This window comes from Streptomyces sp. NPDC090083, assembly GCF_044747445.1.
Lineage (GTDB): Bacteria > Actinomycetota > Actinomycetes > Streptomycetales > Streptomycetaceae > Streptomyces.
In genome coordinates this window covers 119,051-137,059 of the sequence record NZ_JBIVED010000005.1, presented here as the reverse complement: position 1 = coordinate 137,059, position 18,009 = coordinate 119,051, and the positions used below count along the sequence as shown (strand labels likewise).

The 18,009-nt window shown below is 70.0% G+C and carries 18 protein-coding genes and 1 riboswitch; of the genes, 11 read left to right on the top strand and 7 right to left on the bottom strand.

The window, feature by feature from the left end; all coding sequences use genetic code 11:
* Nucleotides 1-101 precede the first annotated feature (101 nt).
* The gene (locus ACIPTO_RS20070) at nt 102-461 is read left to right on the top strand and encodes a hypothetical protein (RefSeq protein ID WP_401193967.1); all 360 of its coding nucleotides are present in this window, start codon (nt 102-104) and stop codon (nt 459-461) included.
* A gap of 76 nt (nt 462-537) precedes the next feature.
* Here ACIPTO_RS20070 and ACIPTO_RS20065 read toward each other — a convergent pair whose 3' ends face one another.
* Nucleotides 538-1,983 carry a short-chain fatty acyl-CoA regulator family protein gene (locus tag ACIPTO_RS20065; RefSeq protein WP_401193964.1) on the bottom strand — a complete coding sequence of 482 codons (1,446 nt, stop codon included), beginning with the start codon at nt 1,981-1,983 and terminating at the stop codon, nt 538-540.
* Between the two features lie 205 nt (nt 1,984-2,188).
* On the opposite strand from ACIPTO_RS20065, the gene ACIPTO_RS20060 reads away from it, so the two are divergent.
* The 7 genes from ACIPTO_RS20060 (at nt 2,189) to ACIPTO_RS20030 (ending at nt 7,283) form a co-directional block, all read left to right on the top strand.
* Complete coding sequence (locus ACIPTO_RS20060; RefSeq protein WP_401193962.1) at nt 2,189-3,697, top strand: MmgE/PrpD family protein; 1,509 nt, start codon at nt 2,189-2,191, stop codon at nt 3,695-3,697.
* A 2-nt stretch (nt 3,698-3,699) separates the two neighbouring features.
* Nucleotides 3,700-4,605, top strand: coding sequence for a methylisocitrate lyase (gene prpB / locus ACIPTO_RS20055; protein ID WP_401194720.1), 906 nt, complete (start codon nt 3,700-3,702; stop codon nt 4,603-4,605).
* A 17-nt stretch (nt 4,606-4,622) separates the two neighbouring features.
* Nucleotides 4,623-5,759, top strand: a complete 1,137-nt coding sequence (locus ACIPTO_RS20050) for a bifunctional 2-methylcitrate synthase/citrate synthase (protein ID WP_401193960.1) — start codon at nt 4,623-4,625, stop codon at nt 5,757-5,759.
* A gap of 59 nt (nt 5,760-5,818) precedes the next feature.
* Nucleotides 5,819-5,953, top strand: a riboswitch (cobalamin riboswitch).
* Nucleotides 5,954-5,990: 37 nt separating this feature from the next.
* The gene (locus ACIPTO_RS20045; protein ID WP_401193958.1) at nt 5,991-6,203 is read left to right on the top strand and encodes a CbtB-domain containing protein; all 213 of its coding nucleotides are present in this window, start codon (nt 5,991-5,993) and stop codon (nt 6,201-6,203) included.
* Between the two features lie 35 nt (nt 6,204-6,238).
* On the top strand, nt 6,239-6,682 hold the full coding sequence (locus ACIPTO_RS20040; protein WP_401193955.1) for a CbtA family protein: 444 nt from the start codon (nt 6,239-6,241) through the stop codon (nt 6,680-6,682).
* Nucleotides 6,679-6,897: a hypothetical protein gene (locus ACIPTO_RS20035; protein ID WP_401193953.1), complete on the top strand. Its 219-nt coding sequence runs from the start codon at nt 6,679-6,681 to the stop codon at nt 6,895-6,897. Before ACIPTO_RS20040 ends, ACIPTO_RS20035 begins: the two co-directional genes overlap by 4 nt.
* 41 nt (nt 6,898-6,938) lie before the next feature.
* Nucleotides 6,939-7,283, top strand: coding sequence for a hypothetical protein (locus ACIPTO_RS20030; RefSeq protein ID WP_401193950.1), 345 nt, complete (start codon nt 6,939-6,941; stop codon nt 7,281-7,283).
* Nucleotides 7,284-7,415: 132 nt separating this feature from the next.
* Here the strand turns inward: ACIPTO_RS20030 and ACIPTO_RS20025 are convergent, their stop codons facing one another.
* The 3 genes from ACIPTO_RS20025 to aceA form a co-directional block, all read right to left on the bottom strand.
* Entirely contained in the window at nt 7,416-8,300 is an 885-nt protein-coding gene (locus ACIPTO_RS20025) for a 3-hydroxybutyryl-CoA dehydrogenase (RefSeq protein WP_401193947.1), read from the bottom strand.
* Nucleotides 8,297-9,889, bottom strand: coding sequence for a malate synthase A (gene aceB, locus ACIPTO_RS20020; protein ID WP_401193944.1), 1,593 nt, complete (start codon nt 9,887-9,889; stop codon nt 8,297-8,299). The genes ACIPTO_RS20025 and aceB overlap by 4 nt, the downstream gene beginning before the upstream one ends.
* Nucleotides 9,890-9,988: 99 nt before the next feature.
* Nucleotides 9,989-11,272, bottom strand: coding sequence for an isocitrate lyase (gene aceA / locus ACIPTO_RS20015; protein WP_401193941.1), 1,284 nt, complete (start codon nt 11,270-11,272; stop codon nt 9,989-9,991).
* A gap of 377 nt (nt 11,273-11,649) precedes the next feature.
* On the opposite strand from aceA, the gene ACIPTO_RS20010 reads away from it, so the two are divergent.
* Nucleotides 11,650-13,056, top strand: a complete 1,407-nt coding sequence (locus tag ACIPTO_RS20010) for a short-chain fatty acyl-CoA regulator family protein (RefSeq protein WP_401193939.1) — start codon at nt 11,650-11,652, stop codon at nt 13,054-13,056.
* 12 nt (nt 13,057-13,068) lie between these two features.
* On the opposite strand, the gene ACIPTO_RS20005 is transcribed toward ACIPTO_RS20010, so the two are convergent.
* Together ACIPTO_RS20005 and ACIPTO_RS20000 are read right to left on the bottom strand one after the other, a co-directional pair.
* The gene (locus ACIPTO_RS20005; RefSeq protein ID WP_401193936.1) at nt 13,069-13,296 is read right to left on the bottom strand and encodes a hypothetical protein; all 228 of its coding nucleotides are present in this window, start codon (nt 13,294-13,296) and stop codon (nt 13,069-13,071) included.
* Between the two features lie 413 nt (nt 13,297-13,709).
* Nucleotides 13,710-14,057, bottom strand: a complete 348-nt coding sequence (locus ACIPTO_RS20000; protein ID WP_366315805.1) for a metalloregulator ArsR/SmtB family transcription factor — start codon at nt 14,055-14,057, stop codon at nt 13,710-13,712.
* A gap of 451 nt (nt 14,058-14,508) precedes the next feature.
* Between ACIPTO_RS20000 and ACIPTO_RS19995 the strand changes: the two genes are divergently transcribed.
* Together ACIPTO_RS19995 and ACIPTO_RS19990 are read left to right on the top strand one after the other, a co-directional pair.
* Nucleotides 14,509-16,347, top strand: coding sequence for a hypothetical protein (locus ACIPTO_RS19995; RefSeq protein ID WP_401193934.1), 1,839 nt, complete (start codon nt 14,509-14,511; stop codon nt 16,345-16,347).
* On the top strand, nt 16,344-16,970 hold the full coding sequence (locus tag ACIPTO_RS19990) for a class I SAM-dependent methyltransferase (protein WP_401193932.1): 627 nt from the start codon (nt 16,344-16,346) through the stop codon (nt 16,968-16,970). Before ACIPTO_RS19995 ends, ACIPTO_RS19990 begins: the two co-directional genes overlap by 4 nt.
* 492 nt (nt 16,971-17,462) lie before the next feature.
* Here the strand turns inward: ACIPTO_RS19990 and ACIPTO_RS19985 are convergent, their stop codons facing one another.
* Nucleotides 17,463-18,008 (bottom strand): cupin domain-containing protein, encoded by a 546-nt coding sequence (locus ACIPTO_RS19985; RefSeq protein WP_401193930.1) that lies wholly within the window; start codon nt 18,006-18,008, stop codon nt 17,463-17,465.
* Between the last annotated feature and the right edge of the window lies 1 nt (nt 18,009).

The following is an 18,009-nucleotide window of genomic DNA, read 5'->3' as shown; positions in this document are numbered from 1 at the left end:
GGGTAAATCGTCCGAGCTGACGAGGGGACGAGTCGTGCTGACCACTACGCACCCGCCGTAGGTACCTCTGGAAAGTCCGGAGGGCCCCACGGAGGCTCTCGATGTCCCGAACCGTCCGCACAACTCCCAGCCGACTTCGCGTCCAGGACGCCGATTCGGAGTCCATGTCCCTGTACGACCTGCGCTACGCGCACGCCGAACTGGCCCGGGCCGCACGCGAGGGCCGTCGCCCTGCCCCCACGAAACTGCTGCACCGGATCACCTCCTGGCAGTGGATGACGCTCTCCTGCAGAAAGGGCTCGTTCTCCGCCGAGATCGGCATGGCTGAAAGCCGGGCCCGACTTCAGTGCCGACTCGAAGTCCAACGGATCCGCGGACTGCACCACGCCGGCCACGACCTCGACGACGCGGACATCCCTCCGGTCCGCCACCGCCACGACGGGCTCTGGAACGCCTGGTAGAGCTGCCTGTCCCGAAGGAGGCCGGATACGCCTCCGGGAATGCGTCGGCGCGTTCAAGCAGCCCTCTTGGACCTCGTCACGGTGTGCGGGTCTCCACCGGATAGGGCACGTACGTACGCCGGTCGGGGTCGATGGCGAGGCGTCCGCCGGCGGGCGGGCGGGCCCGCTGCGCGCAGTCACGGCGTTCGCAGATGCGGCAGCCCAGGCCGATCGGAGTGGCGGCGCGAGGGTCGTCCAGGGCGATGCCCTCGGCGTAGACGAGCCGGTGCGCGTGGCGCAGTTCGCAGCCGAGGGCTACGGCGTACTCGGCCCGCGGGGCGTGGTGGCCGAAGCCGCCGCGGGTGACGGTCCGCGCGATCCAGAAGTACCTTTTCCCGTCCGGCATTTCGGCGACCTGGGTCAGTATCCGCGCCGGCGCGGAGAACGCCTCGTACACCGTCCACAGCGGGCAGGTTCCGCCGAGCCGGGAGAAGTGGAAGTCGGTCGACGACTGCCGCTTGGAGATGTTGCCCGCCCGGTCGACCCGCAGGAACGAGAACGGCACCCCGCGCCGCCCGGTGCGCTGGAGGGTGCTCAGACGGTGGCAGACCGTCTCGAACCCCACGCCGAAGCGGGCGGACAGCAACTCGATGTCGTAGTGCACCTCTTCGGCGGCGGTGTGGAAAGCGGTGTACGGCATGAGGAGCGCGCCCGCGAAGTAGTCGGCCAGGCCGATGCGGGCCAGCGCGACCGACTCGGGCGACGTCAACTCTGTGGCGCTGTCCGCGAGTTGGTCGAGAAGCGGCCCGTGTTCCAGCAGGGCGAGCTGGGTGGCGAGCTGGAAGGCGCGCTGGCCGTCGCTGAGCCAGGGCGAGAGGAACAGCAGCCCGGCGTCCGGGTCGAAGCGCCGGGCGTCACCGGAGCGGCCCGATGCTGCCTGGACCACCTTCACGCCGTGCCGCTCGGCCAGCCGTACGGAGAGCGGATCGGCGACGCGGCCCGGCCGCAACTCCAGCTCCGCAGCCGTCCGTTCGGACTCGGTGTCCAGGGGTTCGAAGTGATTGTGGTGGGCGTAGAAGAAGTCCCGCACCTCGTCGTGCGGTTCCCCCGGAATAAGCCGCGTGCCTGCCGACGAACTCGGATCGGCGAGCGCGGCCGTCTGCTCCGCCGCGTCGCGGTACCGCCGGTGCAGGGCGACGAGGGCGCGGGCCACCTCCGGATGGTCGCGGGCGGCCTCGGCGATCTCCTCGGCGGCCGGCGGTTCCACCCCGCACGCCTCGTCCGCGAGCGCGGCCCGCAGATCGGCGGCGAGCCGGTCCTCCTCGGCCTCGGAGAAGAACTCCGCGTCGACCCCGAAGACCTCCGCGATCCGCAACAGCACGGACGCCGTGAGCGGACGCTGACTCTGCTCGATCTGGTTGGCGTAGCTGGTGGAGATGCCGAGCGCGCGGGCCATCTCGACCTGGTTCATGCCGTGCTCGCGGCGCAGTCGCCGCAGCTTGGCATGGGCGTAGACCTTGCGGTCGGCCACGCGCCGGGACATGGCCCACCTCCTTGTCGGGAGCCGCCGGGCGCCGGTGCCACGGCTGCCGTTCCTGCGAACCTAGCATCCGCAGAATTCGCACCATCCGCAGATTCGCAGCACCGGGATGTACGGATTCCGCACAGTGGAGCGGTGGCCCGGCCGTCGTCCGCCGGGCAGGCTCGATCTCGCAAGCACCGTCAGGACCGGCCTCGCGAGGAGTCCCGTGATCGAGCACCACGTCCGTGTCCACCCCAGCGCCGACCGGCTGTCCCGGGAGGAGCAGCTCGCCTGGAAGCTCGCCTCCGTCGCCACCGGGACCGAGGAGCTGGACGCCGGCAGCGCCGCCATGGCCGTCAACCGGGTCATCGACAACGCCTCCGTCGCGGTCGCCTCCCTGCTGCGCCGCCCGGTCGCCGTCGCCCGCGCCCAGGCCACCGCCCACCGAGCGAGCACTCCGGGCGCCTCGGTCTTCGGCACCGGCACCCGCGTCCCCCCGGAGTGGGCGGCATGGGCCAACGGCACCGCCGTACGGGAACTGGACTTCCACGACACCTACCTGGCCGCCGACTACTCCCACCCCGGCGACAACATCCCGCCCCTGCTCGCGGTCGCCCAGCACACCGGCCGTACCGGTGCCGACCTGCTGCGCGGGATCGTCGCCGCGTACGAGATCCACGTCGCCCTGGTCAAGGGCATCTGCCTGCACCAGCACCGCATCGACCACGTCGCCCACCTGAGCGCGGCCACCGCCTGCGGCCTCGGCGCCCTGCTGAGGCTGCCCACCGAGACGGTGTACCAGGCCGTCCAGCAGGCGGTGCACACCACGACCGCGACCCGGCAGTCCCGCAAGGGCGAGATCTCCAGCTGGAAGGCGTACGCCCCCGCCTTCGCCGGCAAGGCCGCCATCGAGGCGGTGGACCGGGCGATGCGCGGCGAGACCTCACCGTCGCCGGTCTACGAGGGCGAGGACGGCTTCCTGGCCTGGATGCTCGACGGGCCGCAGTCCGACTACACCGTCCTGCTCCCCGCTCCCGGCGAGCCGCGTCGCGCGATTCTCGACACGTACACCAAGGAGCACTCGGCCGAGTACCAGGCCCAGGCGATCATCGACCTGGCCCGACGGCTGCGGGAGAAGACCGGCCCACTGGAGCGGGTGCGGTCCGTGGTCCTGCACACCAGCCACCACACCCACCACGTCATCGGCTCGGGTGCGAACGATCCGCAGAAGTACGACCCGACGGCCAGCCGCGAGACCCTCGACCACTCGGTGCCGTACATCTTCGCCGTCGCGCTGGAGGACGGGACCTGGCACCACGAACGCTCCTACGCCCCCGAGCGCGCCCGCCGCCCGGAGACGGTCCAACTGTGGCGGAGGATCAGCACGGTTGAGGACCCCGAGTGGACCCACCGCTACCACGACCCCGACCCGGACCGCCGGGCCTTCGGCGGACGGGCGGTCATCACCCTGGACGACGGCTCGGTCGTGGAGGACCAGCTCGCGGTCGCCGACGCGCACCCGGCCGGCGCCCGCCCCTTCGAACGGCCCGCCTACACGGCCAAGTTCCGCACCCTGTCCGAAGACATCGTCGCCCCGGCCGACCAGGACCGCTTCCTCACCGCTGCCGAGCACCTCGCGGAACTGGGGGCCGCCGACCTGGACGGCCTGTTCCCGGCCGTCGACACCCACGCCGTCGCCGCATACGACGCACGCCTGCCGAAGGGCCTGTTCTGATGCTGCTCCACACCCGCACCACGCCCGCCGAACGCCGTCGCGCCTTCCGCCAACAGCTCGCCTCCGGACGGTTGTTGAAGATGCCCGGCGCGATCAACCCGCTCTCCGCCCGACTCATCCAGGACACCGGCTTCGACGCCGTCTACCTCTCCGGCGCCGTCCTCGCCGCCGACCTCGGCCTGCCCGACATCGGCCTCACCACCGCCACCGAGATCGCCGCCCGCGCCCAGCAGACGACACGCGTGACCGACCTCCCCGTCCTGATCGACGCGGACACCGGCTTCGGCGAACCGATGAACGCCGCCCGGACCGTACAACTGCTGGAGGACGCGGGGCTGGCCGGACTGCACCTGGAGGACCAGGTCAACCCCAAGCGCTGCGGACACCTCGACGGCAAGACCGTCGTCCCGCGCGAGGAGATGGTCCGCCGGCTGCGGGCCGCCGTCGATGCCCGCCGCGACCCCGACTTCGTCCTGATGGCCCGCACCGACGCCCGCTCGGTCGAAGGGCTCGACGCGGCGATCCGGCGGGCCAAGGCGTACGTCGACGCCGGTGCCGACGCGATCTTCCCCGAGGCCCTGGCCGACGAGTCCGAGTACGAGGCGTTCCGCAAGGCCGTCGACGTCCCCCTGCTCGCCAACCTCACCGAGTTCGGCAAGACCCCGCTGCTGGACACGCGCACGCTGGAGAACCTCGGCTACAACATCGCGCTGTACCCGGTCACTCTGCTGCGGATCGCCATGGGCGCGGTCGAGGACGGCCTGCGCGCGATCGCCGCCGAAGGCACCCAGAAGTCCCTGCTGCCGCGCATGCAGACCCGGTCCCGCCTCTACGAACTCCTCGGCTACGAGGAGTACTCGGCCTTCGACTCGGCCGTCTTCGACTTCACGCTCCCGCCCGGCAACTGACTCACCGGAGGCCCCACATGACCAGCACCGCGCCCGAGATCCACCGCGGCCTCGCCGGTGTCGTCGTCGACACCACCGAGATCTCCACCGTGATCCAGGAGACCAACTCCCTCACCTACCGCGGCTATCCGGTCCAGGACCTGGCCGCCCGACGCTCCTTCGAGGAGGTCGCCCACCTCCTCTGGTACGGCGAACTCCCCGACGCCGCCCAGCTACGGGACTTCGAGGCACGGGAACGAGCCCTGCGCCCCCTGGACCGCACCACCCTGGAACTCCTGACCCGGCTGCCGGAGACCTGCCACCCCATGGACGTCCTGCGGACCGCCGTCAGCTTCTTCGGCGCCGAGGACCCCACCGAGGACGACGGCAGCCTCGCCGCCAACCGCGCCAAGTCCCTCACCCTGCTGGCGAAACTGCCCACGGTGGTCGCCGCCGACCAGCGCCGCCGTCGCGGCCTTGCCCCGATCCTCCCGGACCAGGATCTCGGATACGCCGAGAACTTCTTCCACATGTGCTTCGGCAGCGTCCCGGCCCCCGAAGTGGTCCGCTGCTTCGAGATCTCCCTCGTCCTGTACGCCGAACACAGCTTCAACGCCTCGACGTTCACCGCACGGGTCGTCACCTCGACCCTCTCCGACCTCTACAGCGCCGTCACCGCCGCGATCGGCGCGCTGAAAGGCCCGCTGCACGGCGGCGCCAACGAAGCCGTGATGCACATGCTGATCGAGATCGCCGACCCGCGGCGGGCCGAGGCGTGGCTCGACGAAGCGCTGGCCACCCAGCGGAAGATCATGGGCTTCGGACACCGCGTCTACAAGCACGGCGACTCCCGCGTCCCGATCATGCAGGACGCCCTGGACCGCCTGGTCGCCCGCGCCGCCGACCCCGAGGTGACCCGCCTCGCCACCCTGCACGCGGCCCTGCGGCACACCATGCTGACCCGCAAGAACATCCACCCCAACCTGGACTACCCGGCCGGCCTCGCCTACCACCTGATGGGCTTCGACATCCCGGCCTTCACACCGATCTTCGTCATGAGCCGCATCACCGGCTGGACCGCCCACATCACCGAGCAACTCGCCCACAACTCCCTCATTCGTCCACTGGCTTCCTACGCGGGACAGGATCAGCGGGCGGTTCCGGCAGCTCTGTGATGTGGCACCGGCTTGATTGACGTGGTCTTGATTGACATGGGTTCTGATTGACGTGGTGAAGAGACGGGCCATACGGTCGAGTTGTAGTGATGGCACAAGGAAGCTGGTGAGATTCCAGCACGGTCGCGCCACTGTGAGCCCGCCGCCGCAAGGCGACAGGCGAGTCAGATACTGCGCCCTCACTCAGCCCGTACACGCAAGGGACGCACGATCCCAACAGGAGGGCTCACTGTGAGCAGCGTTTCCGCACGCCCGGCGTCCACACCGGTCGTTCTGCCCGTGTCCAAGTCCGTCGTCCGGCTGGTCGGCACGGCACTGATCGCGCTGGCGGTCTACTACTTCATCGGTGTCGACCAGGGCGCCGTGTCGGTGTTCGGCAACGACATGCACGTCCACGAGTTCGTCCACGACGCCCGGCACTTCCTCGGTTTCCCCTGCCACTGACCCCCGTCGGCACCCGGACGTACGGACAACTCGACATGGAAAAGAAGCTCCTCCCGCGCGGCGTCCTCGCCGGCGCGGTGGCGGGCCCCGACCTCTTCAGCCGGACCATCCAGGCCAACGTCGGCACCGGCGTCGGCATCGTCTTCTTCGGCATGGCCATGGGCGCCCTGCTCGCCGTCGCGATCGGCATCGTCATGCTGCTGCTTCCGCAGATGGGCCATCTCTCGTACAACGAGGCCAACTTCGGCAAGCACGCCACCGAGACACCCCTGCCGCTGACCGACTCCCAGGGCAACGTCGTCTATCCGGGCTTCCCGGCCGACGTGCTCTTCGACTTCCGCTTCTACTCGGTCGCGGCCCAGCTCGTCCTCTGGGCGGCCATCGGCCTGGTCTTCGGCCCGCTGGCGGAGCGCCTGCTCCGGCCCACGCGCCCGGACACGGTCGCTCCGTCCCAGGAGCCGGACCCCGTCCCGGCATGACCAGCCCTTCCACGGTGAGCGCGGTGATCGAGGAGATCACCGCGCTCGGTCCGGTTCTCGCCGTACGGACACACTCGTCCGGAACGGAACTCCGAGCCCTGGCAGCCGATGCCCGGCCGGCTGCCGGCGACCCGGGCAGCGGCCTCCGTCGCCCACCTGGAGCTGACCGCCCGATCGGTCTCGCCACCCGCACCCGCACCGCCCTCCTCCGCTGACCAGGCCCTGCCCGGCCGTTCGCACCCGAAGAGGAATCGACGTGAGCCGACGTCCCGAGCCCCGCAGAATCGTCCTGGACGGCGCACCCGCCGTCGCCCTCACGCCGGACGACTACGACCGCCTCGCACTGGCCCGCCGCCAACTCGGCAGCCAGAGCTCCCGCATGAGCGGCCTGAACCGCGACTTAGCCCTGGCCGCCCGCCTCTTGGAGGACGCCCGAACCGCACTCTGTCCCGCCGCCGAACACCACGGCGAATGCCCCGCCGACCACGCGGACGAGGAGCCCGATCGCCTCTGCTGCCGGATCCAGGCGCTGCTCGGCTCGCCGCGGTTCGCCGCCGTCGCGGGTTCCGTCCAGGCCGACACCGGCCCGAAGTCCCGGTGACGGGCAGGCCGCGGTCCGGCTGACCGGCGCGAAGGAAGTGCGACGTGAGAGCGGCACGGCCGGACGCGGCGAGGGCGGGAGACGCCGGCTTAGCGTCTCCCGCCCTTCCCCTGACACCGGTCGGTGGATCTCTCAGGCCGACGGTGAGGTCCGGGGCCCGTACGTGTGGAAACCCCGTCCGGTCTTACGGCCCAACAGCCCGGCCTGCACCATCCGTTGGAGCAGTGGCGGCGGAGCGTAGAGCGGCTCCTTGAACTCGTCGTAGAGCGACTCCGCGATCGCGACGACCGTGTCCAGGCCGATCAGGTCGGCCAGTTTGAGCGGGCCCATGGGGTGGGCACAGCCCAGTTCCATCCCGGTGTCGATGTCGGCGGCGGTCGCGAAGCCGGACTCCGCCATCCGGATCGCCGACAGCAGGTACGGGATGAGGAGGGCGTTGACGACGAAGCCGGCCCGGTCCTGGGAACGGATGACGGTCTTGCCGAGGGTGCGGGTGGCGAAGTCCTCGACGGCGGCGACGGTCGCCGGAGACGTGTGGAGGGACGTCACGATCTCCACGAGGGGCAGTACGGGCACCGGGTTGAAGAAGTGCAGGCCCACGACCCGGTCTGCGCGAGCGGTCGCCATTCCGAGGCGCATGACCGGGAGGGACGACGTGTTGGTGGCCAGCACCGCCGCCGGATCCTCGACGATCTTGTCGAGAGCGGTGAAGATCTCCGTCTTCGCCTCCACGTTCTCCACGACCGCCTCGACGACGAGCTGCCGGTCCGCCAGGTCGTCGAGGCTGCCGGTGAAGACCATGCGCGCCAGTGCGTCCCGGGCCGCCTCCCGCTCCAACCTCCCCCGGAGTACCGCGCGTTCGAGCGAAGCCGAGACCCGGTCGCGGGCGGCGTGCGCGGCGACGGCGTCCACTTCGCAGACGACGGTGTCCAGTCCGGCTCTGGCGCACACCTCAGCGATCCCGGCCCCCATCTGGCCACCGCCGATCACACCCACCCGCTCCATGCCCGTGCTCATGACGTGCCCTTCGGATGCCGGACGAGGTGACGCGAGTAGGCGTCGGGGGTGAAGAACAGCGGCAACTCCTGCGCCAGGGCGGTGCGTTCGAAGAGCGCCCGCACGTCGTCCAGGGCCGACCAGGGGAACTCCGCTCCCAGCGCGGCCAGTTCGTCGTCGAGCAGTCGTAGCACCGTGTCCCGGTCGACGACCCGGTGCCGTAGCCACTGCCAGATCTGCACGCGGGCGATCTCGGCGGTCGCCGCGTCCTCCATCAGGCCTTCCAGGGCGACGGCGCCCTGTCCGCGCAGCCAGGCGTCGAAGTAGCGGAGCGAGACCGCGATGTTGGTGCGGAGGCCCTCCGGTGTGGGCGGTCCGCTGACGCGGCGCACCGACAGCAGGTCGCCCGCCGTCACGTCCACGTCGTCGCGGGTGCGGTCGAGCTGGTGGGGCCGGTCGCCGAGGACGCCGTCGAACACGGCGCGGCACACGGGAACCAGCGCGGGGTGGGCGACCCAGGAGCCGTCGAAGCCGTCCTCGGCCTCGCGTTCCTTGTCCAAGCGGACGGTGGCGAGCGCGGCTTCGTGGGCGGCCCGGTCCTTGGCGGGGACCTGGGCGGCCATGCCGCCGATGGCGTGGGCGCCGCGCTTGTGGCAGGTGCGGACGAGGAGTTCGGTGTAGGCGCGCATGAAGGGTGCGGTCATCGTCACCTTCGCCCGGTCGGGCAGGAGGAAGTCCGTTCGGTGGCCGAAGGTCTTGATCAGGCTGAACAGGTAGTCCCAGCGGCCCGCGTTGAGGCCCGAACTGTGCTCGCGCAGCTCGTAGAGGATCTCCTCCATCTCGAAGACCGCGGTGATCGTCTCGATGAGGACCGTGGCCCGGATCGTGCCCCGGGGGATGCCCAGCAGCTCCTGGGCGGTGATGAAGATGTCGTTCCACAGCCGGGCCTCGTACCGGTTCTCCAGCTTGGGCAGGTAGAAGTACGGGCCGTGGCCCGCGTCGATCTGCCGTTGCGCGCAGTGGAAGAAGTAGAGGCCGAAATCGACGAGCGCGGCGGGCACAGGTCGGCCGTCGAACTCCAGGTGCTCTTCGTCGAGATGCCAGCCGCGCGGCCGGACCACGATGGTGGCGAGCCGTTCGCCGAGCCGGTACTCCTTGCCCGCCGGGGTGGTGAAGTCGATGCGCCGCTCGATGGCGTCGAGCAGGTTGAGCTGTCCGCCGACGATGTTGTCCCAGGTCGGTGAGGTCGCGTCCTCGAAGTCCGCCAGCCACACGCGCGCACCGGAGTTGAGGGCGTTGAGGGTCATCCGGCGCTCGGGCGGGCCGGTGATCTCCACCCTGCGGTCGTCCAGGCCGGGAGCGGGCGGAGCCACGCGCCAGGTCGGGTCCGCGCGGACCGCGGCGGTGACCATCGGGAAGTCGAGGGGGGATCCGGCCGCGAGCCGGATCGCCTGCCGCTTGCGCTCCTTGAGGAGTTCCTGACGGCGCTTGCCGAAGGCGGCGGCGAGATGGCCGACGAAGTCCATGGCGGCGGGGGAGAGGATCTCGTCGTGTCGGTCGTCCGGTCCCGCGAGGACGCGGACGTGGTGGGTCAGTGCGCTGGTGGACATCGGGAACTCCTGATCGGGGAGCGGGGCGGGAGCCGGGTGGGACGGTGGCCCGGCTCCCGCCCGGTCAGGGGAGGGAGCGCTCGGGCGACCGGGCGGGGCCTAGTGGAACTGCTCCTCCTCGGTGGAGTCGGCCAGGGCGGTCGTCGAGGAGGCGGGGTTGACGGCGGTCGAGACGAGGTCGAAGTAGCCGGTGCCGACCTCGCGTTGGTGCTTGACGGCGGTGAAGCCGTGCTGCTGGGCGGCGAACTCCCGTTCCTGGAGGTCGACATAGGCGGTCATGCCGTGCTCGGCGTAGCCGCGGGCGAGGTCGAACATGCCGTGGTTGAGGGAGTGGAACCCGGCCAGGGTGATGAACTGGAAGCGGTAGCCCATCGCGCCCAACTCCCGCTGGAACTTGGCGATCTGGTCGTCGTCGAGGGCCGCCTTCCAGTTGAAGGAGGGCGAGCAGTTGTAGGCCAGCATCTGGTCCGGGTACTGGGCGTGGATCGCCTCGGCGAACTCGCGGGCCTGCGCCAGGTCGGGCGTGCCGGTCTCGACCCAGATCAGGTCGGCGTAGGGGGCGTAGGCCAGGCCGCGGGCGATCACCGGGGCCATGCCGTTGCGCACACGGTAGAAGCCCTCCGCCGTCCGCTCGCCGGTGGTGAACTCGGCGTCGCGCTCGTCGACGTCGGTGGTCAGCAGGTTCGCGGCGAGGGCGTCGGTGCGGGCGATGATGACGGTCGGTACGTCGGCGATGTCGGCTGCGAGGCGGGCCGCGTTGAGAGTACGGATGTGCTGCGCGGTGGGCACCAGGACCTTGCCGCCGAGGTGGCCGCACTTCTTCTCGGAGGCGAGCTGGTCCTCGTAGTGGATGCCCGCCGCGCCCGCCGCGATCATCGCCTTCGTCAGCTCGAAGGCGTTCAGCGGACCGCCGAAGCCGGCCTCCGCGTCGGCGACGATCGGCGCCAGCCAGTCCGTCGTGTCGGAGCCGCCCTCGGCGGTGGCGATCTGGTCGGCGCGCAGCAGCGCGTTGTTGATCCGACGCACCACCTGGGGCACGGAGTTGGCCGGGTAGAGGCTCTGGTCGGGGTAGGTGTGCCCGGCCTGGTTGGCGTCGGCGGCGACCTGCCAGCCGGAGAGGTAGATGGCCTGGAGGCCGGCCTTGACCTGCTGCACGGCCTGCCCGCCGGTGAGTGCGCCGAGGGCGTGGATGTAGTCCTGCTCGTGCAGGTGCCGCCACAGCCGCTCGGCGCCGCGCCGGGCCAGTGTGGCCTCCTCGCGGACGCTCCCCGACAGCCGGATCACGTCCTCGGCGGTGTAGGTGCGCTCGATGCCCTGCCACCGCCGGTCGGTGGCCCAGCGTTGAGCCAGCTTCTCCGCGGCCTGCGTCCTCGTCTCAGCCATGACTGTCACCGTCTCCTCGGTCTGTGCCGTCTGCCAAGCCCGCCGTCTGTGCGGACGGGCATGGCACTCTGTGTCACTCACTGGGATGCGGCCCGCCATCACACCGTGGTGCGGAGGTGAATAACGCTGCCGGAGCGCGCCACCGTCGTTGCCGGGATCTCCGACATCAGGGCGCGAATCGTGCCCCGGTTCCGACCGGTGGTCGCCGGTGTCCGGCGGGCCGCACTCAGACTCTGACACTGGCACTCAGTGCCATCAAGTAGGGATGCGTGCCAAGGTCTGCGAATCTTCTACCGGCGTCTTGTTAAGTCTGCGAAGGGTCTGCCGGACGGCTGATCGCGTACGCTTGCCGCCACCCGGACACGGAGGAACGCGCGGTGAGCAAGATCTACGCGGGAGCACGGCTGCGGCGACTGCGCGAGGACCGGCGGATGAGCCAGGCCGAACTGGCGCGCGTCCTGGGTATCTCGGCCAGCTATTTCAACCAGATGGAGCACGACTCCCGCCCGCTGACCGTCCCCGTCCTGCTGAGCCTCACCGAAGCCTTCGGCGTCGACCCCACGTTCTTCTCGGAACGGGACACGACCCGGCTGGTGGCCGACCTGCGCGAGGCCCTGGCGGGCGAACTCGCCGACTCCCGAGTGGCCCCGTCCGAACTGGCCGAACTCGCCTCACGCCTGCCCGCGGTGGCCCACGTCCTGCTCGACCTGGGCCGCCGCAACCAACTCCTGGCCGAACGCCTCGCCGGCACCACCGACGGACGCGACGGCGAAGCGACGGCACCGCGCTCACCGCACGAGGAGATCCGCGACTTCTTCTACCGTCGCCAGAACTACCTGCACGACACCGACCTCGCGGCCGAACAACTCGCCTCCGACATCGGCATCCGGCCCGGCGAGGTCGTCACCGCCCTCACGACGCGACTGGCCGACGCCCACGGTGTGCGCCCGGCCGCAGAGACCGACGACCGCCTCCACCACTACGACGAAGCGACCCGCACGCTGCACCTGTCGGGCCGACTGCGCCCCGGGCAGCGCGCGTTCCGCATGGCCACCCAACTGGCGCTGCTCGAATACACCGACGAACTCGACCGCCAGGCCGCCGAGGACTTCCCCGCGGACTCACCCGCTCACGCCCTGGCCCGCATCGGCATCGCCAACTACTTCGCCGCCGCGCTGATCCTGCCGTACACCGCCTTCCACGCGGCGGCCGAGGAAGTGCGTTACGACATCGAGCGCCTCACCGACCGCTACAGCCTCGGCTACGAGACCGTCTGCCACCGGCTCAGCACGCTCCAACGCCCACGCCTGCGTGGCGTGCCCTTCTCCTTCGTACGGGTCGACCGGGCCGGCAACATGTCCAAGCGCCAGTCCGCGACCGGCTTCCACTTCTCCCGCGCGGGTGGCACCTGCCCCCTCTGGAACGTCTACGAGGCGTTCGCCGCCCCCGGCCGCATTCACGTCCAGATCGCCGAAATGCCGGACGGACAGCGCTACTTGTGGACGGCTCGCGCGCTCACCCGCCATCGCGGCGGCTGGGGCGAACCCGGGAAGACCTTCGCCATCGGCCTCGGCTGCGAGATCCGCCACGCCTCCCGGCTCGTCTACTCCGACGGACTCGACCTCACCAGCAGCTCCGTCGCCACACCGATCGGCATGGGCTGCCGCGTCTGCGAGCGCCTCGCATGTCCCCAGCGGGCGGCGCCGCCGCTCGGACGGCCGCTGCGGATCGATCCCCACAGCAGCGCGTTCGTGCCGTATCCGGTCGCGGATCTCGCCACGTAACCCGCTTTCCCGTCACCGCTGTTCAGCCCTTGATGACGACGCCTTGGCCGCCTGCGCACACGTGCTCGCGAGCCGGGCGGTGCTCCTCGCGAAGTTCCCGGAACTCCTTGCGTCGAAGGAGGCCGAGGAGCCCGCGAGGACGGCGATGAAGGGGCCCGCCGTGACGGCGCCGGGCGTGATGATGAAGCCGGGGCGCTCGTACCGGCCCGCGTCGCGCTCCGCCGGGACGGTGTGGATCACGGGGTCCGCGACCTCGTCACGGATCAGACGACGGAAGTCGGGACGCCGGCCTCTCCGGTCGCCTTCAGGTGTCCGCTCCGCACCGGTCATGAATGTCTTTCACGGGTTCCCGAAGTCCCTTGGGACGGTGCGCAGTTGCGTGCGTCGATCGCACCCGGAACAGTCGCGGCCGTACGTCGGTCGCGATCGTCTCCGAGTGGTCCGTGGGGACGCGGGCCTCGGGGTTGTCTAGCATCGCGCGGTCGTGCTCCTGGGACTCCCACTGGGCGTAGGGGATGACCCGTTCGCCGTCCCGCACGTCCGCCTGGCTGCCGACGGGCCCCTCGCGGTGTCGGCGAGCGCGATCAAGTCGCTGACGTCGGATGATGTCACCGGCCTACGCACGTCCAACCGGCACTGCTGCTCGTGGTTGGTCAAGTCGGGTCTTGTGTTCGCTGACCGGTCCTCAGGTCGGCGAGGATTTCGGCCTGGCCGGTCAGGACGGTGGTGAGGATGGTCCGTGCGACCGCGAGAAGCTCGGCCACCTCGGGACTCACGATGGAGTAGTAGACGGTGGAGCCCACTTTGCGGGTGGCAACCAGGTTCATACGCCTCAGGACGGCCAACTGCTGTGACAGGTGCGCGGGTTCGATGCCGACTTCCGGGAGCATCTCGGCCACGGAGTGCTCACGCTGACTCAAGAGCTCCAGGACACGGATGCGTGCGGGATGTCCCAGAGTCTTGAAGAACTCTGCTTTGAGTTGGTACAGGGGCCGGGTCAACAGTCTTCCCCCCAGGGCGTCGCGCACAGCAGAGGCCGCCCGCCGTGTGCTGCACCCGCCGCTTCGTCCATGACTCCATCTTCCCGCCACGAGGTCCAGGCGGATGCGTCCGCGGTCGCTCCTGTCATCACCCGACGGAGTGAAGTGTTGAATCCGCCTTTGACCACGACTTGTTGATGGCTCCCCTTCTCCTTGTTCCAGGTCCCGCAGGAGGACGCCTGCCAGCTGCGTGGCGGCACCGCGGGAAGGCATGAGGACCACCCTGCACCGCCGATACCGAACACGCAAACTAAGGACTTGCGAACATTTGCAATTCGTTGAGGCCGTGCCCATCCTGATTTCGGCCCGCCCCCGAAGGCGGTGCCTCCGCAAGATCACATCTACGGGGTGTATGCAGGTGTACGGGTTCAGTGAGGACGGCGTGCTGTCGGCCTCACTTCAACACAGGTCAGTGGGCGGGCTCATCGGGCGCGACGCGGAGCGAGAGCAGTTACGGCTGCTGCTGGGTTCTCACCGGCTGGTCACCGTGACGGGTGCGGCCGGCATGGGCAAGAGCGCGCTGGCAGCGGAGGCGGCAGGTCAGTTGCCGGGGCGGGTCGTGGGGCTGCGGCCGAGCAGGAAGCCTGTCGGCGCGACGGCTGCGGACCGCGACGCACTGCACGAGGCGTGTGCCGACGCGTCCACCAGCGGCACCCTGGTGTTCCTCGACGGTGCGGACACTGCCCGACGCGAGTGCGTGCGGCGTGTCCAGGCCGCACTGTCGCAGGTACCTCATCTGCGGTTCCTGGTCACCTCCCGGCGCCCGTTGGGGCTGGGGGAGGAGTACGTGGTGCGGCTCGGGCCGCTGGCGGACGCCACGGAACAGGGCTCAGGACGGACCGCGTCGGTGGAGCTGTTCCACGCGCTGGCCCAGGCTGTCACCGGCCGCCCCGTCCCAGAGGACGAGCACCCCACTGTTTCCCTGGTCTGCCGAGAGCTGGAAGGCCGTCCGCTGGCCCTCGAACTGGCCGCCGCGCAGCTGCGGGAGATCTCCCTGTACGAGCTCGGCGAGCGTCTCGCACAAGGCCAGTGCTGGCTCAGCGGCCCCACCTCCGGCCACCCAGGCCATCGCTCCCTGCGCGCGGCCTTCACGCAGGACTTCGTGGCGAGCCCAGCCGCAGCACGGGCCGTGTGGGCCCGAGCCAGCATCCTCTCCGGGTTCTTCACCGCGGACGACGCCGTCCTCGTCTGCACCGGCGGAGGCATCACCGCCCAAGCCGTACCCGCCCTTCTCGCCGACCTCGCACTCCAACACGTCCTGGAAACACAGAGCGACCCCCTGCTCCTGCACCCGCCTCGCTACCGGATGACACGCGCCGTCCGCGAGTACGGCCTCCAACAGCTGCGCGAAACAGGAGAGTTGGACATCGCGACCGAGCGCCGCTGGAGCCAGGCCCGGCACCTGGTCACCACCTCGGCACGGCTGTGGGACTACGGGGATCAGCACGAGGCCGTCCGTATCGTCCTTGAGCACGGAGAGAGTCTGACGGAGGCCCTCGAACACGCCATGAGTCACCCCGACACCGCCCAGGACGCGCTGGCCGGCGTCGTCGCGCTCTGGTTCTGGTGGACCGAGCACGAGAAGCTTGAAACCGGGCTCGCCTACCTCAACCACCTCCTGGCGGGTCGTGCTCCCGACAGGACAACCGCGCGTGCCCTCTGGCTGGCAGCGTGGCTCAGCGCGGCTGCCGACCCCGAACAGGCACAACGATTCCTCACCATGGCCTGGCCCGAAGCGGTCCGCGCGGGAGACGACGCGCTCATCGGCAGGATCGCCCACGTCCAGGGCGTCATCGCCCTGCACTGCAACGCCCCCCAGACGGCCGCCCGGCACTTCCAGGACGCCGCCGACCTCATCCCGCCTCACGCTCCCGGCGGCCCGTCCCACCTGGTCAGCGCCGCCGAAATGGCTCTCGCGCAGACCCGCTACAGCCTGCAGACGGCGCACCGCACCACCCGTCGCCTGCTGGCTCAGCCCGACATCTGCGGCGACGCCCACGCCCTCAGCCTCGCCCGACTGGCCCGCGCCCTGGTCGACCGCCACAGCGGACGCCCGCAGCGAGCGCGCCGCCGCGCACACCGTGCGCTCACCGACATCAGCAGAAACCTTCCGACACCGCGTGTGGAAGGGGAACTGCACCGGCTGATCGAGGACATCGACAACGGCCACCCCCAACCCCCGGGACGGCAGTCACCCCAAGCACGACTGCTGCAGCTGATGACGTCCACCGTCACCAGAGGGCCGAGATGACCGACGACGCGATCGCCGACGGAGAATCCCACCGCCTGTCTCGGCAGGACCGGACCCTGCCGAGCGCCGCGCAGTGGGACCACTGGCACAGCACGTGCTACCCCCGCGTGGTCACCCACAAAGAGGCGGATCTCTTCTACCGCCACCTCAGCCCCCGCCCGGGCACGGCGGCCGTCGACCTCGGCTGCGGCAACGGACAGTGGACCCGCCAACTGGCCCGCTGGGGACTGAGAGTGCGCGGCTACGACTTCTCCCAGGAGGCACTGCGCCAGGCACGTGCGGCGACCACAGGGCACAACCCCGCCTACGCGTCGTGGGACATCGCCGGCAGCCCCGCCCCCGCAGACATGCCCACCGGCACACTCGACCTGGCCACCTGCCGAGACGCCCTTCCCTACTTCCACCACCCCGAACTGCTCACCCAGATCGCCCGATGGCTACGCCCCACCGGAGCCTTCTACGCGCTCACAAACCTCACCCCCCAACACGCCAGACGGCGCCCGCGCGAGTTCCACCGAGGCCTCACCCTCCGGGAACTCCACACCGTGGGCTCCAACTGGCCTCACCGCCTTGTCTACAGACTCAGCCCCCAGAGGTACGCCGTCATCCTGCGTCCGCAGTAGCGGTACATGAACCTTTGCGGCGCCGCATAGTCCGGTCCGGGCGCGTGGGTGCCTGGCGCGTACCCATAAGCCTTCGGGCCACAGCACGGTGTGCAGAAAGCCGTCCCGGTGGGGGCTCGGCAGCAGATTCTGCTGTACGGAGAGGACGTGGCGGCAAGCAGGCGGGGATCGCTCTCAAGCGCAGGCGTCTTGAACCGCCCGAGGTGTGCGGACTGGACGTCTGCGGCTTTGTAGGCGTACTTCACCTCGATCAGCAGTTCCCGTGAGGGGATTCCGAACTCTGCTTGGTAGGTGCTGTGGCCGATCCGGCGGATGCGATGCCGACGAATTGCCGAGCGTGTTCGTGGAACAGGCCGAGCCGCGGGAGCGGCATTTCTGCGGATGAGGACGCTGATGGCTGTCCGACGGGCTGCTCTGGCTGAGGCGGGTGAAGCCCGTCGGAACGCCGGTCTCTCATGAGTCGGTCACCGTTTTGCAGGCCAACGGTCGCGGCTACGACGCACCTTGGGCGGCCTCGGCCGCATCCGGGTCGAATCGCATCGGCGTGATCTGCCTGACGTCGTAACGGCTGCGCATGCTCTCCACCGCCTCGGCGTCCACCGCGCGGCCGGTGGACCAGATCTCCGCGATCTCTTCGAAGTAGAGCTCGTGATCGGGTGACGGGAAGCACTGGAACAACATGCGCACCGGTTTGTCGGTGGCGTTCCTGAACGCGTGTGGAGTGTCGGGCGGGACGAACATGCTGCTGCCCGCGCTCGCGCGGATGAGACGTTCACCGTCGGCGGACTCCCAGTCGAGCCAGTCGTCGTCGGTGCGTTCGGTGGGCTCGAATGCCATGAGCTCCAACTCGCCCTCCAGGATGTAGAAGAACTCCTGAGAGTGCTCGTGGAAGTGTGCGCCGGTGTCGAATCCCGGAGGAACGACCACCTCGAAGATCGACACGGAGGAGCCCAGCTCTCCGGTGGCCTTGAACGTCACTTCCTGCGCTCTGGTGACCAGTTTCCGCCCCTCGCCCGGCAGAACGATGAGGTCGCGCACG

Bases quoted from the DNA above. Each gene is read 5' to 3' on its own strand.
- ACIPTO_RS20070 (WP_401193967.1), top strand. From the start codon at position 102: ATGTCCCGAACCGTCCGCACAACTCCCAGCCGACTTCGCGTCCAGGAC.
- ACIPTO_RS20065 (WP_401193964.1), bottom strand. From the start codon at position 1,983: ATGTCCCGGCGCGTGGCCGACCGCAAGGTCTACGCCCATGCCAAGCTG.
- ACIPTO_RS20050 (WP_401193960.1), top strand. From the start codon at position 4,623: ATGACCAGCACCGCGCCCGAGATCCACCGCGGCCTCGCCGGTGTCGTC.
- ACIPTO_RS20040 (WP_401193955.1), top strand. From the start codon at position 6,239: ATGGAAAAGAAGCTCCTCCCGCGCGGCGTCCTCGCCGGCGCGGTGGCG.
- ACIPTO_RS20035 (WP_401193953.1), top strand. From the start codon at position 6,679: ATGACCAGCCCTTCCACGGTGAGCGCGGTGATCGAGGAGATCACCGCG.
- ACIPTO_RS20025 (WP_401193947.1), bottom strand. From the start codon at position 8,300: ATGAGCACGGGCATGGAGCGGGTGGGTGTGATCGGCGGTGGCCAGATG.
- aceB (WP_401193944.1), bottom strand. From the start codon at position 9,889: ATGTCCACCAGCGCACTGACCCACCACGTCCGCGTCCTCGCGGGACCG.
- aceA (WP_401193941.1), bottom strand. From the start codon at position 11,272: ATGGCTGAGACGAGGACGCAGGCCGCGGAGAAGCTGGCTCAACGCTGG.
- ACIPTO_RS19990 (WP_401193932.1), top strand. From the start codon at position 16,344: ATGACCGACGACGCGATCGCCGACGGAGAATCCCACCGCCTGTCTCGG.